This window comes from Frankia sp. RB5 (assembly GCF_059816245.1).
Genome location: NZ_JCBATA010000010.1, coordinates 26,455 through 43,014, shown reverse-complemented (window position 1 = coordinate 43,014; position 16,560 = coordinate 26,455). Strand labels below are relative to the sequence as shown.

Sequence of the window (16,560 nt, the reverse complement as noted above, 5' to 3'; positions counted from 1 at the left end):
GCCTCGCTTCCCCGCGGGGCCGGTCCGCAACCGCCGTGGCGCCGGTGCGGCCGGTGGGGCGGCACCCGCCGCCAGCCGTCCGGCCCGGTCCGGGTGACGTGCTCTCTGGCCATCGATGTCGCCAGCCGTCCGCCGTGGCCATGTGGGAGGATTGATATCTGTTGCCGGTTGAGCGCCGGATAGCGCCGGGTGATGCCGTATGATCGTGAGTGTGAACCTCAAGGAGTGGGCTGTCGCGAACGGGGTCGGGTACTCGACCGCCCGACAGTGGTTCCTTGACGGCAAACTGCCGGTGCCCGCCCGCAGGGTCGGGGGGCTGATCCTCGTCGACGAACCCGCGCTGCCAGCTACCGGCACGACGGCGGTGTATGCCCGGGTGTCGTCCGCTGACCAGAAGCCGGACCTGGACCGGCAGGTCGCGCGGATCGTCACCTGGGCGGTCGGGCAGAACCTTCCCGTCGGCAAGGTGGTCACCGAGGTCGGGTCGGCGCTGAACGGCCATCGCCGGGAGTTCCTCGCGCTGTTACGTGACCCGCAGGTGACGACGATCGTCGTCGAGCACCGGGACCGGTTCGCCCGGTTCGGCGCCGAGTACGTCGAGGCGGCGCTCGCCGCATCTGGCCGGCGGCTGCTGGTCGTCGACCCGGCCGAGGTCGACGACGACCTTGTCCGGGACGTCACCGAGATCCTGACGTCGCTGTGCGCCCGGCTGTATGGCCGGCGCGCTGCGACGAACCGAGCCCGCCGGGCCGTCGAAGCCGCCACGGAGGCGTCCGAGTGAGGACGCTTGCGGCGTACCGGTTCGCCCTCGACCCGAACGACGCCCAGCTCGCCGCGCTGTCCCGGCATGCCGGCGCGGCCCGGTTCGCGTTCAACTGGGGTCTGGCCCGGGTGAAGGCCGCGCTGTCGCAGCGGGAGGCAGAGAAGTCCTACGGCATTCCTGACAGTGCGCTCACTGCCGTGCCGTGGACGCTGCCCGCGCTGCGACTCGCCTGGAACCAGGTCAAGAACGACGTCGCCGGGTGGTGGGCGGTGTGCTCGAAGGAGGCGTTCTCCGCCGGCCTTGACCACCTCGCTCGGGGGCTGAAAGCGTTCTCCGACTCCCGCAGGGGGAAGCGGAAAGGCCGCAGAGTCGGGTTCCCCCGTTTCAGGAAGCGCGGGAAGGGCCGCGACAGCTTCCGGTACACCACCGGCGCCTACGGCCCGGCCGGCGACGTGCGGGTGAAGCTGCCCCGGATCGGCCGGGTGAAGGTCTGTGAGTCGATGGGCGCGCTTACCGGTCGGCTGGCGGGCGGTTCGGCACGGCTGCTGGGTGCGACGGTGTCGCGCAGCGCCGGCCGCTGGTTCGTGTCGTTCACGGTCGAGGTGGACCGGGAGGTCCCCGCCGGCCCGTCTCCGCGGCAGCGCAGGGCCGGGCCGGTCGGCGTCGACCTCGGAGTGAAGCATCTCGCTGTCCTCTCCACCGGCGAGACGATCCCGAACCCGAAGCATCTCGGCGGGTCGCTGCGCCGGCTGCGTACCGCGTCGCGCGCTTACGTCCGGTCGAAACCCGGTTCGGCCGGCCGGCGCAAGCGGGCCGGCCGGCTCGCCCGTATCCACGCTCGGGTCGCCTGCCAGCGCCGTGACGGGCTGCGCAAGCTCACCACCCGGCTCGCGAAGAACCACGACACGATCGTGGTGGAAGACCTGCATGTGACCGGAATGGTCCGTAACCGGCGGCTGGCCCGTGCGGTCGCCGACACCGGCATGGCGCAGATCCGCCGCCAGCTTGCCTACAAGACCGGCTGGTACGGATCGACCCTCGTCGTCGCGGACCGCTGGTACCCAAGCTCGAAGACCTGTTCCGGCTGTGGCTGGCGAAACCCAAACCTGACGCTGTCGGACCGCACCTTCATCTGCCAGTCCTGCAGGCTCGTCCTCGACCGCGACCTGAACGCCGCGGTCAACCTGCGTTCCCTCGTCGCCGCCAGTGCGTCGGAGACGGTAAACGCCCGTGGAGTCGACCGTAAGACCCGCGCGAGCGGGCGGGTGGCTGCGAAGCGGGAACCCGGCACCGCGCGAGCGGATCAGACCGGGAGTGCCTCGCCGAGAGGCGGGGCGGCATGACCGCTAGCACATCTGGCGCTCTCATGCAACGGTTCAGGGCATCTGTCGCATATGGGCGAAGAGGAGTGGCGATGCAGCTACCGGGTGTCGGGACCGAGGCCACCGACGGGGCTGGTACGCGTTCCTGGGTAGATCACGGGTCGGGAGAGGATCCGCCGACGCAGCCCTCCGCCATCCCACCGCTCCCCGTTCTGACGGCGACCGAGGCCGGGCCGCCGAGTGCCCCTCAGTCTCCTGTCGCGCCAGACACACCGGGCACGCCAGACAGCCCGGGCGCATGGGGTGCGCCGTCGGCGCCGGGAGCCACGCTGGCCGCGTCACCGGCGCAGGGAGCGAAGCCCCCGGCGGGCCCGCCCGCCCCCGAGCGACCCGAGCGCCGCCGCAGGCGCCTGATCGCCGCGACGTCAGGTGCGGTCGCCCTGGTCGTCGCGATCGCGCTCACGGTGTGGGCGACGGCCAGATCGGGTGGTTCGCCGTCGGGCGGGCACGAGGCCGCCGCCGGTAACGCGGGGTCGGCCTCGGTCCCGTCGAAGGGGTCACGTTCGGCTGCGGCCGAGGCGGCGAAGGACGCGATCGGTGGGGCCGGCGGCGCGGGCGGGGCCGGCGACGCGGAGGGAACAGGAGCAGCCGTCGGGAGGGCGCCGAGCCCGGCCGGAGCCATCGAAACCGCGCTCGATCCATCGTCGCTGCCGGTCCGGTCGGCGACGGGTGGCCCGGGCACGAGCGGCGGGGGATCGGCTCCGGGCGGATCAGGCTCGGCGGGGACGGGCTCCGGCGGGACGGCCCCGGGCCCCGCGCGGGTGCCGACACCGGCACCGAACCCGAACCCGAAGCCGAGCCCGAAGCCACCCGCGCCCGCGCCGTCATCGGCGCCCGCCTCGAAGGCCAACCCATACACGCCAAGCCAGGTCTGCGGTGCCGGCTACTCCCAGATCGACCAGCAGGCGCTGGGCAGCACCGCCAAGATCTATCTCCTGTACGACGGCACACGGAACTGCGTGGTGACGATGAAGTACGGAGCCGGGGTGGGCACCGCCCAGGCGATGACCGCCTGGGTACAGGTCCAGGGATCCTCCACGAAGCAGGTGGACTCCGGCAGCTATGCGTACTACGCCGGCCCGAAGTACGTCACCGCGCCCGGCCGGTGCGTGAAGTGGGGCGGAACCTACGCCGGCACTTCCTACACGAGCGGCTGGGAACACTGCGGGTAGCAGTCGGCGCGGACCGGCCGGCTGGCCGGTGACGGCGTTCCGGCCAAGCCAGCTGGGCGGCGGAGGAGGCCGCAGGTCGGCCAGGGCATGACTCGATCGTGCGTGCCCGCGGCCCGGCGGGGTCGGGACAGGATAGCCGGCGGATTGCCTCGTGGCGATGGTGCCCCCACCGTGAGGGGACGTTCCCGGCGTCGATAGGTTGACGTCACTTCCTTCTCGGGAATCGGGGACGAAAGGCGGTCGCGATGACAGGAGCGGTACCGCCCGACTCGTCGATCCCACAACTGCTGGTCACCGTTGGAACAAGGGTGTACCCGGTTGACGCGCCCCACGAGTTCACGTTCGGACGTGCCCCGGACAACACGTATCGCCTTGACGGCAATGATCTGGAGACTCCTCGGTACGTCGGCGCCCTCACATTCCATGTCCGGCACTGGTGGGTTGTCAACAGGAGCACAAGAAACTCGTTGACCGTGTTCGAGGACGGCCTTCGGGTGACGTTGGCCCCTGGTGAGTCGCGGCTGCTTTTCAGACCAATAACGCTGTGGGCGGCCGGCCGAGGCCGTGGTCACTGGCTGGACATCGACCTGCCGGCCGTTTCCGGCGGGTACCGGCGTGGTGGAAGGGCCGGCCGCGGGTCGAGGGCGGCGGGTGCGGACCGGTCGGCGCCGGCGTCGCCCGCCTGGGCGCGGGACATCGAGGAACCGCTGCTGGAGCCCCTGTTCCGGGCAGGCGGCCCGTCCGAGCCGATGCCCGCGCCGCGATCCCCTCGCGTCGTCACCGCGCCGCGGTCGGGTGGCAGAGTTCCTGGTCCACGAGGGTGGTGACGGCCTGCTGGGCCTGGTCGCCGTTGTCGCCGGTGCTGGCGACGACGACGGTGCGGTGGGTGTCGGGGTTGATGCCGTCCCAGATGTGGAAGCCGGGTACGTCGCCCGGGTGGCCGTAGTAGCCGCCGCCGCAGGACAGCGGGAGCCAGCCCAGGCCCAGGCCGTAGCGCACGCCGGGTGCCAGTGAGTCGGCCGGGATCGTGGTCTTCATCGCGGTGAGCGTCGCCGGGGCGAGCAGGCGGCCGCCGAGCAGGGCCGTGTAGAAGCGGGTCAGGTCGTCGGTGGTGCTGATCATGGAGCCGGCGGCGTCGGCGGCGGTCGGGTTGAAGACCGTGACGTCGACAGGGGTGGACGTGCCGAAGGTCGAGTACCCCTCGGCGTGCGGGCCGAGCAGGAACGGGAAGGCGCCCGGGGTGAACGTGTGCCGCAGGCCCAGCGGGCGGATGATGCGCGCGTTCACCTCGTGGGCCCAGCTCTGGCCGGCGACCCGGTGGATGATCATCCCAGCGAGGATGTAGTTCGTGTTCGAGTACGACATTCTGCTGCCGGGCGCGAAGCCGGGCGGATGCTTCATCGCCATCGCCACCAGTTGCTGCGGGGTGTAGCTGCGGAACCTGGCCGCCCTGTATCCGTCGGCGCTGGTCAGCTGCGTGAGGTCGTCGGTGTAGTTGTAAATGCCGCTGGTGTGCTGTAGCAGCTGACGGACGGTGATGCGACTGCCGTCGTTGCCGTTCCCGGTGACGGTCCCGGGCAGCCAGCGCGCGACGGTGTCGTCGAGGGACAGCCGCTTCTCCTGGACGAGCTGCAGTATGACGGTGGCGACGAACGTCTTCGTGGTGCTGCCGATGCGGAACTCGGCGTCCAGCGGCACCGGCGCGCCGGAGGTGAGGTCGGCGACGCCGGCCCGCGCGCGGCGGCTGCCCGCCGGCGTCGTCACCTCCGCGAGGACGCCGACCGCCCCGCCGTCGTGGATCGCGTTCACCTGGCGTTGCAGCGCATCGTCGTGCTGGCCGGTCCGTGGCGCGGAGCTGGGGGTGGCGCTGGTCGCAGGGGTGGGCTTCGTCGCGGCCGCGGCCGCGACGCCGGCGGCGAAGGCCGGGGCCGTGGAGGCGAGGGCGACCAGCGTCGCCAGCGCGGCCGTCGTCGCGGCGACGACCGCTCGCGGCAGGAGTCCGCGCGCGGCGAACGTGGGCTGGTGGCCTGGCGGCGTGAGCGGTTCCGCGAGGTCCCGCGGTGTCGAGGTCATGACCCAGACGATCTCAACGGGCTGGCGGACGCACAGCGGTGCGCGCACCCGTCTTGCCGGTGGGGATGGCCCCCGCACCGAAGCTGACCGTCGCACTACCTACCCGGCTGGCACGAGCTCTGGTTGGGCTCTCGAACACTCAGCTGAGCAGAGTTCGCAATTCCTCAGCATCCATACCGGCCTGGCGAAGAATTGATGCGAGAGTACCGGTCGCCAGCTCGCGGTGAAGCGGAACGATCACGGTTCGGGCTTCGGTCTTGCTTCGGAGCTTGCAGTGAGAGCCACGGGTGCTCACCTCGTCGAAGCCGGCCCGACGCAACGCCCGAACCACCTCCGAGCCCGAGACTCGGGGTAGCGCTGATGTCACGCGGAAAGGCGGATGTCGACGGGTGCGACGATCGGACCGTCGACGGAGGCTGCGGGGATCGGCTCGTCCTCGAAGTACAGTTCCAGCGCCTCACGGAGGTTCGCCAGCGACTCCTCCACGCTCGGTCCCTGACTGGTCACCTCAACCTCGAGGGCCCGCGCCACATACCAGTCGCCTTCGTGTGTGACGACAGCGGTCAGCCGGACAGCTCGCTCCATGGAGATCATTCTAGTACCGGCGAGTGCGCATCGCGCGAGTTCCCTCCGGCGACGCGCACCCGAGTCGGCGACAGGTTGGGTGACCTGCCGGGACGCGGCCGGTAGTCGACGTCGACGTGTTCCATGTCTGTCCGAGTTGCTGGTCCCCCGCGGATCCCGTCTCGTGTCTCGGCTTCGGGTTGTCGGCAGCTGTCGACAGGCGTAGGCTCCCCCGCATGCCCGACAGCACGAACGCGCTGGTCACCCCAGGTGCGAAGGCGGAGCAGCTGTACGAGCGGATCAAGGCTGATCTGGTCGCCGGCCGGCTGACGCCGGGGCAGCGGCTGTCCGAGGCGTCGCTGTCCCGGCAGTACGGGGTGAGCCGCTCGCCGATCCGCGAGGCGACGATCCGGCTGGAGACCGAGGGCCTGATGGAGCGGCGCGGCATGGTCGTCCGCGTCCGGGAACGGTCCCCCGAGGAGATCGTCGACATCTACCGGGCGCGGGTGTTCCTGGAGGGCGCGCTCGCCGCCGACGCGGCGACCCGCCACCGCGACCTCGACCTTCTCCGCCTGGAGCAGGCCGTCATCGCGGAGGCGGGCATCGATCCGGCCGACAGCGCCGCCACCGTGCGCGCCAACCGCGCGGTGCACGACGCGCTCGCCGCCGCGGCTCACAACGCGACCCTCGCCGACCTGCAGCAGCGGCTCACCGCCCAGGTCACGCATTTGCCGGCCACCACGCTGAGCTTTCCGGGCCGCTGGGCGCATGCGCACGACGAGCATCGCCGCCTGCTCGCCGCGATCCGCGACCGCGACGCCGAGACCGCCCAGCGCATCGCCGAGGGCCACCTCGCCCGGGCCCGCGACCTGCGCCTGCGCCTGTTCACGACCGAGTCCGCGCCGGCCGTCACCGCGCTGGCGGCGCCGCGTTCGACCGAGGCCGCCCCGCGTTCGACCGAGGCCGCGCCGCGGCCGGTGGAGGGAGACGCCTGATGAACCTTGGCGGGGACTTACGGGTCTACGCGATCCAGTACGCGCTGCGGGACGGCGTGGCGCCGGCGGAGGTGTTCCACCACGCCACCGCCGCCGACACCGAGCGGAGCATGGCCTACTACGTCTGGCTGATCGCCGGGTCGCGTGGCGCCGTCCTCGTCGACACCGGCTTCGACCGGGCGATCGCGAAGCGCCGCGGCCGCGAGCAGGTGCTGCGCGGCGACCCGCTCGACGCGCTGGCCGCTCTCGGCGCTCCCGCCGCCGACCTCGACGAGATCATCCTGACCCATCTGCACTTCGACCACTGCGGCGGGCTGGACCGCTTCCCGAACGCGCTGGTCCGCCTGCAGCGCCGCGAGATGGAGTTCTGGACCGGGCCGGCGGCCTCCCGGCCGTCGTTTCGCCGGGTCGTCGAGCCCGAGGACGTCACCGGCGTCGTCGTCCGCAACCTCGACGGCCGGGTGCTGTGGTCCGACGGCGACGAGACGCTCGCCCCGGGTGTCTCGGTGCACCGGGTCGGCGGGCACACCGCGGGGCTGCAGGTGGTGCGGGTCGAGACCGGCCGGGGCGTGGTTGTGCTCGCCTCGGACGCGAGTCACTACGAGGACAACCTGACCCAGGACCGGCCCTACTCGGCGGTCGACTCGGTGAGCGGCGCGCACGCCGCGTTCGACCGGCTGCGCGCTCTGGCCGGCCCCGACGGCCACATCATCCCGGGCCACGATCCGGCGGTGATGGCGCGCTACCCCGACGCGGCGGCGGGCCTCGAGGGCGTCGCCGTCGAGCTGACGGGTGGCCCCGTCCGCGCGGATCGCTGACGGAAGGCGGCTCTGCCACGGAAGCGGACACGGGCGTGGGCAAGGCCGCGGGCACGGACATGGGCACGACGCGACGAGGAGGGTGTGGATGAGGACGGCCGTGATCGGTCTGGGCACGATGGGGGGAGCGGTCGCCGAGCGGCTGGTCGCCTCGGGGTTCGAGACGCTCGTGTACGACATCAGCCCGCAGGCGGTCGCCCGGGCGGTGGAGCACGGTGGCGTGGCGAGCACGCCGGAGGGGCTGGGCGCGGCCGACGTCATTGTCGTCAGCCTGCCCAACGACGAGATCGTCACCGCGAGCGTGATCGACAGCGGAGTGCTCGCGTTCTGGTCGGGGCGGGTGCTCGTCGAGCTGAGCACGACGCTGCCGCGCACCGTGCTGGCCGTCGCCGAGGCCGCGGCGGTGCACAACGTCGCCGTCGTCGACGCGCCGGTCAGCGGGGGGCCGAACGAGGCCCGCGCCGGCAAGCTCGTCGAACTGGTCGGCGCCGAACCCGCCGCGCTGGAGCGGGCCCGGCCCGTCCTGGAGGTGCTCGGCACGGTCGAGCACGTCGGGCCGGTGGGGACCGGCAAGACGGTGAAGCTGGTGAACAACCAGATGGCGATGGGTGCCATCGTCGTCGCCGCCGAGGCGTTCACCCTGGGCGAGAAGCTCGGCATGGACCGCGACGCCCTGTTCGACGTGCTCAGCCGGTCCGGCGGGCGCTCGTTCCACTTCCTCAAGCGCTGGCCGTACGTGCTGGCCGACGACTACCACGCCCGGTTCGCGGTCTCGCTCGCGGAGAAGGACCTGCGCCTCGGTCTCGCGCTCGCGCATGACGCCGAGCACCCGATGCCGACGGGGAGCATGGTCCACCAGGTCTTCGAGATGGCCCGGGCCCGCGGGCTGGGCGGCGAGGACTGCGTCGCCGTCATCAAGATCTTCCAGGACTGGGCGGACCAGAACCGCTCGGAGCAGTCCCGCCCGGAGCCGGGACATTGACGTCCTCCCCCGCCTGAAGGCGGGGGATTCCAACTCCTACATACCCACCAGGGGGTGCGCAGTGTTAAGGTTCGCGGTTCACGGGCACCGGCAACCCGGCGCCTCCCCGCGCAGTCACCGCACGTCCTGCGGCGATATTCATTGCAGCGTTCACATCGGCGTTGCTCTGGAACCCGCAGGCGACACAACAGAATTGCGCTTGGCTCTCACGCGATTCCGCTGCCACATGCCCGCAGGCCGAGCAACGCTGACTCGTGTAGGCGGCCGGGATCTTCTCGACCCGGCCGGGGGCTTTCTGTTCCAACCGCCGGGCGAGAAGTCCCCAGCCGGCAGCGAGGATGCCCCGGTTCAGCCCGGCCTTCTGCGCCACGTTCCGGCCCGGCGCCTCCACCGTGCCCCGCGCCGACCGGGTCATACCCCGAACGTTCAAATCCTCGACGCGGATCAGATCGTACCGGCGTGCCAGGTCGGTACTGGTCTTCTCGACCCAGTCCTTCCGCCGGTCGGCCTCCCGGGCTTTCACCCGGGCGATCCGGGCTTTCAGCGCGGCACGCCGGTTGCTGCCACGCCGGGCGTGGGCGAGGCGGCGCTGGAGCCGTCGCAGCCGGGCGGCTTCTGCAGGCCGCAGCCCGGGGCATCGCAGCAGCTCGCCCGTACTGAGCGCGGCCGACGCCGTCACACCCCGATCCACCCCGACAGCCTCGCCCACGCCCGGCGCGGCGATCGGGGCGGGCACGGCGGCGAACGCGACATGCCAGCGGCCAGCACGGTCCCGCGTCACCCGGTAGGAGCGTGCGTCCGGCACCGTCCGGCTACGACGAAACCGCACCCAGCCGACTTTCGGGATCCGCACCTCGGACCAGCGGCGGTTGACCTGTCGCACATCGGAGGGTTTCACGGCAACGATCCGAAACCCCTCGGACCGACCGCGTTTCCGGAAACCGGGTTTCCGGTGGGAGCCGCGAAAGAAGCCGGCCATGGCGGTGGAGAAGTCCCGCAAAGCCTGCTGTTGAACGATGATACTGCCCGCGGCGAGCCAGTCGAAAGCGCGGCGGGCTTCGGTCAACTGCCGGTTCTGCTCCACGTAGCCGGGTGCGGGTCCGCGGCGGGGATTCCACCACGACTGCTGTTCGACGGCGAGGTTCCACACGTACCGCGTATGCCCGCAATGCTCGACCATCGCCACTGCCTGTATGGCGGTGGGATAAAGTCGGTAGCGGGACATACTCCGATTCTACGAATGGGATATCTACCTGTGGCCAACCATGGTCGCCGTTTCCTCCCCGGCCTGAACGCCGGGGCATCCACGGCGAGATCCCGGTGAGCGACACGCGGGCGGTCACCGCGGAGCTCGCCGACTGGATCCACGGCCTTGGCGCGCCGGGTGCCCCGGTGATGCCGGCGTCGGTGGCGGGGCAGGTGCGGCGCCTGGTGCTCGACTTCCTGGCGGCGGCGATCGCCGGGACGGACACGGTGGCGGCGGTGGCCACCCGGGAGCTGGTCGCCGAGATGTATCCCGGTGACGCGGCGACGGTGCTCGGCGGCGGCCGGGCGTCGGTCGCCGGCGCGGCACTGGCCAACGGCACGGCCGCGCACGCGCTCGACATCGACGACGGCTACACCCCCGGGTCGGTCCATCCGAGCGCGCCGACGCTACCCGCCGTCCTCGCCGCCGCGCAGGCCCTCGGCGCCGACGGTCCCACCACGCTGCGGGCCGCCGCGGTCGCCGTCGAGGTGACCTGCCGACTCGCCGCCGCCGGCCATCCGGCGACCCGCGACGCCGGCTTCCACAACACCGCGATCGCCGGCGTGTTCGGCGCGTCGGCCGGCGTCGGCCTGCTGCTCGGCCTGGACGCGGAGCAGACGCGCTCGGCGCTGGGCCTCGCCGGGTCGCACGCGGGTGGGCTGTTCGAGTTCCTCGGTAGCGGCGCCGAGGTCAAGCGGGTGCACGCCGGCAAGGCGGCCCGCGACGGCGTGATCAGCGCCTACCTCGCCCGCGCCGGCGTAACCGGCCCCGACACTGTCCTCGAAGGGCCGAACGGCTACTTCCACGCCTTCGCCCGCGACCACTGGAACCCGGCGACCGTCCTCGACGGTCTCGGCGAGGACTGGCTGCTCGAACGGACCTACGTCAAGATCTACCCCTGCTGCCGGCACGGCCACGCCGCCGTCGACGCGATCCTCGACCTGCGCGGCGAGCACGCCCTCGCGCCCGACCAGATCGACGAGATCCGCGTCGACACCTACGACGTCGCCGCCCGCCACGGCCACACCGACGTCGCCACCCTCATCGACGCGCAGATGAGCCTGCCCTACGCCGTCGCGGTGGCGCTCGCCGACGGCGAGATCGGCCTGCGTCAGTTCGACGCCGCCCATCGCACCAACCCCGAGCTCGTCGACCTGGTGTCGCGGGTGCGGGTGACGTCGGACGCCGAGCTCGACGCCCGCTACCCGCGTTCCCGCCCGGCCCGGGTGACGGTGCGCCGCCGCGGTGCCGGCGACGCGCCGGACCTGGTCGCGCTCGTCGACCAGCCGCTCGGCGAACCGTCCCGGCCCGTCGACGACGTCCAGCTCACCGCGAAGTTCCACCGGCTTGCCGAGCCCGTCCTCGGCGCCGACGCCGCCCGGCGCGTCGTTGACCGGGTATGGGCGTTCGACGACGTGTTGGGCCTCATGTCCGCCCTGCAGGCCGCCCCTGCGCCGGCCACCGACCTTCCGCCGACCACCGTTCCCGCGGCGCCCGTCGCACGGAAGCGGATCACGACACAGGAGAGTGCATGACCGCCGCGATCGACCCCGGGGCCAGAATCGACGACGAGGACCGCGGTGCGTTCGCGGCCTCCGTCCGCCAGTTCGCGAAGGACCGGCTCGGCGCCGACGCGCTGCGCCGCGCCCACTCGCCCGGCTACGACTGGCAGGTCGCGGGGCTGCTCGCCGAGCAGGGACTGATCGGGCTGACCGTGCCGGAGGCCGACGGCGGCCAGGGCGCGTCGCTGCTCGACGCGGTCGTCGCCATCCAGGAGGTCGGCCAGGTCTGCCCGCGCAGCGCCGACGTCGTGCAGGCCGGCAACTTCGGCCCGCTGCGTACCTTCGCCGAGTACGCCTCCGCCGAGCAGAAGGCCCGCTGGCTGCCCGACCTGCTCGCCGGCAGGACGCTGATCGGCCTCGGGATGAGCGAGACCGAGGCCGGCTCCGCCGTCACCGACCTGCGCACCACCGCCACCCCGGACGGCGACGGCTACCGCGTCGACGGCACCAAGATCTGGTCGACGCACAGCATCGACGCCACCCTCTACCTGGTCTACGTCCGGTTCGGGCCGGGCGTCGGCGGCATCGGGTCGGTGCTCGTCGAGCGGGGCACGCCGGGGCTCACGGTCGGCGAGCCGTCGGAGTACCTCAGTGGCGAGCAGTGGGCGCCGCTCGTCTTCGACAACTGCCACATCCCCGCGGAGAACGTGCTGCTGGGTCCGGGCGGGTTCAAGAAGCAGATCAGCGGGTTCAACGTCGAGCGACTCGGCAACGCGTCCCGGTCGCTGGCGCTGGGCCGGCTCGCGTTCACCACCGCCCGCGAGCACGTGCTGGCCCGCCACCAGTTCGGCCGGCCGCTCGCCGAGTTCCAGGGCATCCAGTGGAAGTTCGCCGACATGGCCGTCGCCCTCGACTCGGCGCAGCTGCTGCTCGACCGGGCCGCCCGCGGCGCGGCGAACGGACTGCCCTCGGCGTACGAGACGTCGGTCGCCAAGCTCGCCGCCAACCAGGCCGGCTTCCTCGCCGCCGACCAGTCGATGCAGGTCATGGGCGCGATGGGCTACAGCACCGAGACGCTTGTCGAGTACTGCTTCCGGCGCACCCGCGGCTGGATGATCGCCGGCGGCTCGATCGAGATCCTGCGCAACCGCATCGCCGAGGACGTCCTCGGCCGCCGCTTCAGCCAGCGGGGCTGACGATGGCCGAGATGACGGGGGCCGAGATGACGAGGGACGCGGCTCGCGTGCCGTTGCGGGGGGAGGCGCTGGCGGCGGCCTTGTTCGCGCCTCGGGCCGTGGCGCTCGTCGGCGCGTCCGCCGATCCGACGAAGGCGTCCTCGCGGCCGCTCGGCTATCTGCGGGGCAGCGGCTACGCCGGGAACGTGTACCCGATCAACAGCGGCCGTCGTTCGATCGGCGCGGAACCGGTCTACTCCTCGATCGAGGATCTGCCCGAGGTGCCCGACCACGCGTTCCTCATGACGCCGACGGCCGCCACCGTCGGCGCCGTCGAACAGTGCGGACGCCGCGGCGTTCCGCTGGTGACGGTGCTGGCCGGCGGGTTCGCCGAGGCCGGGCCGGCCGGCGCGCAGCGCCAGCGCGAGCTGGAACAGGTCGCCGCCCGCTACGGGATCCGGCTGCTGGGCCCGTCCAGCCTCGGCGTCGTGAACACCCGCAACGGCCTCACCCTCACCGCCAACGCCGCCTTCGCCGACGTCACCGGTGCCGGTGCCGGTGCCGGCGGGACGGGCGGGATCGTCGTCGCCTCGCACTCCGGTAGCATGATCGGCGCGCTGCTGTCCCGAGGGAGGGTCGCTGGGACCGCTTTCTCGCACCTGGTGTCGGTCGGCGGCGAGGTGGATCTCAGCATCGGCGAGATCTGCCAGGAGACGCTCGCCGACCCCGCCGTCACCGGCTACCTGCTGTTCCTGGAGAACCTGCGGCACGCCGGTGAGCTGCGGGCCTTCGCCGCGGCCGCCGCCAAGCGGGGACGGCCGGTGCTCGCCTACAAGCTGGGCCGGTCCGCCGCCGCCGCCGAGCTCGCCACCTCCCACACCGGCGTCCTCGCCGGCGAGGACGACGTCGCCGACGCCTTCCTCGCCGACTGCGGCATCGCCCGGGTGCACACCCTCGACGGCCTGCTCGAGGGGCTGCCGCTGCTCGGCCGCGTCCCCGCGACCCCGGCGCCGGTCGCCGCGGCGCGGGTCGGCGTCGTCACCACGACCGGCGGCGGCGCGGCGATGGTCGTCGACCAGCTCGGCGTGCGCGGGGTGACGGTCGTCGGGCCGTCGGCCGCCACGCTCGACGCGCTCGCCGCGGCCGGCGCACCGGCGGCGCCCGGGGCGATCGTCGACCTCACCCTGGCCGGCACCCGCCCCGAGGTGATGTCCGCAGCCCTGGACACGATGCTCGGCTGCGGCGAGTTCGACCTGGTCATCGCCGTCGTCGGCTCGTCCGCCCGGTTCTCGCCGACGTTCGCCGTCCAGCCGATCATCGATCGGGCGGACCGGCCGGGCCTCGCCGCCTTCCTCGTCCCGCACGCTCCCGAGGCGCTGGCGTCGCTGCGGGCCGCCGGCGTGCCGGCCTTCGGCACGCCCGAGTCCTGCGCCGACACGACCTACGCCGCCCTCGCCCGCCGGTCCCCCAGCACCGCCCCGCGTCCCGGTCCCCCCACCGGCGGCGTCGGCACCAGCGCCGCCCCCGACCACAGCGCCAGTGTCGGCACCGACCTCGGCACTGACGTCGGCGCCGACGTCGGTGCGGCCGTCGGGGGAGTGGGCCGTCGTCTCGACGAGGCGGCGTCCTACGCGCTGCTCGCGCCGCTCGGCGTCCGCGCGGCGGAGTACCGCGTCCTCACCATCGACGAGCTGGGCCCGCCGGCCGCCGCCACGTCCGCGACCGGCACCGCTTCGACTGCTGACGGCGCGGCCGTCTCCGCCGCCACGGGATCGGCGGACCTGCGTTTTCCGGTCGCGGTCAAGGCGCTGACGGGGGAGCTCGGGCACAAGAGCGACGTCGGCGGGGTGCGGCTGCGGGTCGACGCCGCGGGGCTCGCCGCCGCCGCCCGGGACATCCGCGCGGCCGTCGCCGAGCACGCCGAGGTCGACGTCACCCAGGTACTCGTCCAGACGATGGAATCCGGGCTCGGCGACATGCTCGTCGGCTACCGCGTCGACCCCTATGTCGGTCCGCTCGTCCTCGTCGCGGCCGGTGGCGTGCTCACCGAGCTGTACGCCGACCGCGCGATCCGGCTCGCCCCGGTCGACGAGGCGACCGCCGCCGCGATGCTCGACGAGGTGCGCGCGACCACCGTCCTGCGCGGCTACCGCGGCGCTCCCCCCGGCGACCTGCCCGCGCTCGCCGCGCTGATCGCCGCCGTCTCGCGGCTTGCCGAACGCTCGGACGTGCTCGAGGCCGAGATCAACCCGGTGCTGGTCCGCGCCCAGGGCGAGGGCGCCCTCGCCCTCGACGCCGTCGTCCACCTGCGCGCCCAGCCCGCCGCCACCCCGAACACCGCCGACGACCCCCTCGCGGCCGACGGCCCCACCGACGAGGAGGCCCGAGCATGACCGAGCACCCCACCCCCCGCATGCTCATCGGGGGGACGTGGACCGCCGGCAGCGGCGGCGCCACGCTGCCCGTCATCAACCCGGCCACCGGGGAGACGCTCACCCACCTCCCGGTCGCCACCCGGGCCGAGATCGGCGCGGCCCTCGACGCCGCCGAGGCCGGGTTCCGCGTATGGCGGGCGGTGCCGCCGATCGAGCGGGCCCGGATCCTCGCCGAGGGCGCCCGCCGATTCCGCGAGCGGATCGACGAGGTAGCGATGGTCATCACGCTGGAGCTCGGCAAGCCGCTCGCCGAGTCCCGCGCCGAGGTGACGCTCGCCGCCGAGCACGTCGAGTGGGCCGCGCAGGAGGCGCGCCGCGGCTACGGCCAGGTGATCCCGGCCCGCGACCCGGGCGTCCTGCAGTACTCCGTGCTCGAACCGGTCGGTCCGGTGGCCGCCTTCGCGCCGTGGAACGCCCCGGCGATCACCCCGGCCCGCAAGCTCGGCGGGGCGCTCGCCGCCGGCTGCTCGGTGATCCTCAAGCCCGCGGAGGAGGCGCCGAGCGCCGCGCTGATCCTCGCCGAGTCGCTGCTCGCGGCCGGCGTCCCCGACGGCGCGCTGAACATCGTGTTCGGCGATCCGCCGCTGATCGGCCGCACCCTCGCCGAGTCGCCGCGGATCAAGGGGCTGACGTTCACCGGGTCGACGGCCGTCGGCGCCGAACTGAACCGCCTCGCCGCCCCCTCGATGGTCCGCACCACCCTGGAACTCGGCGGCCACGCGCCCGTGATCATCCTTGGTGACGTGGACGTCGAACGGGTCGCCCGCACCGCCATACCCGCCTGTCTGCGCAACTCCGGCCAGGTGTGCACGTCGCCCACCCGATTCCTCGTGCACGCCAGCGTCTACGACCAGTTCCTCGACACGTTCGTCTCGGCGGTCGAGTCCCTGAAGGTCGGCGACGGCCGCGACCCCAGCACCCAGATGGGCCCGGTCGCCACCGACCGCCGCCTGACCGCGCTGGCCGAGATGACCGACGACGCCCGCACCCGCGGCGCCACCGTCGCAACCGGCGGCCACCGCCTCGGCGACACCGGCACGTTCTGGAGCCCGACCGTGCTCACCGGCGTCCCCGCCGACGCCCGCGCCGCCACCGTCGAACCGTTCGGCCCGCTCAAGACCGTCGCCCGCGTCGACGATCTCGACGAGGCGCTCGCCGAGGCCAACCGCCTGCCGTTCGGCCTGGCGTCCTACGCCTGGACGCACGACTCCCGGGCGATCGCGCGGATCACCGACGAGATGGAGGCCGGTTCCGTCGCCGTCAACAGCTGGAAGCCGTCCTTCCCCGAGACCCCGTTCGGCGGCTTCCACCTCAGCGGCCTCGGCACCGAGGGCGGCGTCGAGGGCGTCCGCGCCTTCCAGCGCCTCAAGTACATCAGCCGCGGCTAGCCCGCGCCACGCGACCCGGACCGGGTGCGTCGCCAGCCGCGGCACGGCGACGCACCCGGCCCACG

At 73.0% G+C, this 16,560-nt stretch carries 14 protein-coding genes; 10 read left to right on the top strand and 4 right to left on the bottom strand.

Going from position 1 to position 16,560, the window contains the following annotated elements; all coding sequences use genetic code 11:
- Positions 1–211: 211 nt before the first annotated feature.
- From AC6EXY_RS07115 to AC6EXY_RS07105, 3 genes are all read left to right on the top strand, one after another.
- Positions 212–781: an IS607 family transposase gene (locus tag AC6EXY_RS07115; protein ID WP_499816917.1), complete on the top strand. Its 570-nt coding sequence runs from the start codon at positions 212–214 to the stop codon at positions 779–781.
- On the top strand, positions 778–2,106 hold the full coding sequence (gene tnpB, locus AC6EXY_RS07110) for an IS607 family element RNA-guided endonuclease TnpB (RefSeq protein ID WP_101832986.1): 1,329 nt from the start codon (positions 778–780) through the stop codon (positions 2,104–2,106). Before AC6EXY_RS07115 ends, tnpB begins: the two co-directional genes overlap by 4 nt.
- A 71-nt stretch (positions 2,107–2,177) precedes the next feature.
- Complete coding sequence (locus AC6EXY_RS07105) at positions 2,178–3,317, top strand: hypothetical protein (protein ID WP_499816892.1); 1,140 nt, start codon at positions 2,178–2,180, stop codon at positions 3,315–3,317.
- A gap of 777 nt (positions 3,318–4,094) precedes the next feature.
- Here AC6EXY_RS07105 and AC6EXY_RS07100 read toward each other — a convergent pair.
- From AC6EXY_RS07100 to AC6EXY_RS07090, 3 genes are all read right to left on the bottom strand, one after another.
- A complete protein-coding gene (locus AC6EXY_RS07100; protein ID WP_499816891.1) occupies positions 4,095–5,390 on the bottom strand; it encodes a serine hydrolase domain-containing protein in 1,296 nt (431 codons plus the stop codon).
- A gap of 139 nt (positions 5,391–5,529) precedes the next feature.
- On the bottom strand, positions 5,530–5,721 hold the full coding sequence (locus tag AC6EXY_RS07095) for a type II toxin-antitoxin system HicA family toxin (RefSeq protein ID WP_279354670.1): 192 nt from the start codon (positions 5,719–5,721) through the stop codon (positions 5,530–5,532).
- Positions 5,722–5,753: 32 nt separating this feature from the next.
- Positions 5,754–5,975 (bottom strand): type II toxin-antitoxin system HicB family antitoxin, encoded by a 222-nt coding sequence (locus tag AC6EXY_RS07090; protein WP_101832990.1) that lies wholly within the window; start codon positions 5,973–5,975, stop codon positions 5,754–5,756.
- A gap of 215 nt (positions 5,976–6,190) precedes the next feature.
- On the opposite strand from AC6EXY_RS07090, the gene AC6EXY_RS07085 reads away from it, so the two are divergent.
- The 3 genes from AC6EXY_RS07085 to AC6EXY_RS07075 all read left to right on the top strand — a co-directional run bounded on the left by AC6EXY_RS07085 (position 6,191) and on the right by AC6EXY_RS07075 (position 8,749).
- The gene (locus AC6EXY_RS07085) at positions 6,191–6,949 is read left to right on the top strand and encodes a GntR family transcriptional regulator (protein ID WP_499816890.1); all 759 of its coding nucleotides are present in this window, start codon (positions 6,191–6,193) and stop codon (positions 6,947–6,949) included.
- The gene (locus AC6EXY_RS07080) at positions 6,949–7,767 is read left to right on the top strand and encodes an N-acyl homoserine lactonase family protein (RefSeq protein ID WP_101832992.1); all 819 of its coding nucleotides are present in this window, start codon (positions 6,949–6,951) and stop codon (positions 7,765–7,767) included. The genes AC6EXY_RS07085 and AC6EXY_RS07080 overlap by 1 nt, the downstream gene beginning before the upstream one ends.
- 88 nt (positions 7,768–7,855) lie before the next feature.
- Positions 7,856–8,749, top strand: coding sequence for an NAD(P)-dependent oxidoreductase (locus tag AC6EXY_RS07075; RefSeq protein WP_101832993.1), 894 nt, complete (start codon positions 7,856–7,858; stop codon positions 8,747–8,749).
- A 64-nt stretch (positions 8,750–8,813) separates the two neighbouring features.
- Here the strand turns inward: AC6EXY_RS07075 and AC6EXY_RS07070 are convergent, their stop codons facing one another.
- Entirely contained in the window at positions 8,814–9,974 is a 1,161-nt protein-coding gene (locus tag AC6EXY_RS07070; RefSeq protein ID WP_101832994.1) for an RNA-guided endonuclease InsQ/TnpB family protein, read from the bottom strand.
- A gap of 95 nt (positions 9,975–10,069) precedes the next feature.
- Here AC6EXY_RS07070 and AC6EXY_RS07065 point away from each other — a divergent pair, with 95 nt between their 5' ends.
- Genes AC6EXY_RS07065 through AC6EXY_RS07050 form a run of 4 tightly spaced genes read left to right on the top strand, consistent with a single transcriptional unit; the run spans position 10,070 to position 16,495 of the window.
- Positions 10,070–11,530: an MmgE/PrpD family protein gene (locus tag AC6EXY_RS07065; protein WP_101832995.1), complete on the top strand. Its 1,461-nt coding sequence runs from the start codon at positions 10,070–10,072 to the stop codon at positions 11,528–11,530.
- Positions 11,527–12,693 (top strand): acyl-CoA dehydrogenase family protein, encoded by a 1,167-nt coding sequence (locus AC6EXY_RS07060; protein ID WP_101832996.1) that lies wholly within the window; start codon positions 11,527–11,529, stop codon positions 12,691–12,693. The genes AC6EXY_RS07065 and AC6EXY_RS07060 overlap by 4 nt, the downstream gene beginning before the upstream one ends.
- 11 nt (positions 12,694–12,704) lie before the next feature.
- Entirely contained in the window at positions 12,705–15,065 is a 2,361-nt protein-coding gene (locus AC6EXY_RS07055; RefSeq protein WP_499816889.1) for an acetate--CoA ligase family protein, read from the top strand.
- Complete coding sequence (locus tag AC6EXY_RS07050; RefSeq protein WP_499816888.1) at positions 15,062–16,495, top strand: NAD-dependent succinate-semialdehyde dehydrogenase; 1,434 nt, start codon at positions 15,062–15,064, stop codon at positions 16,493–16,495. Before AC6EXY_RS07055 ends, AC6EXY_RS07050 begins: the two co-directional genes overlap by 4 nt.
- Positions 16,496–16,560: the final 65 nt, after the last annotated feature.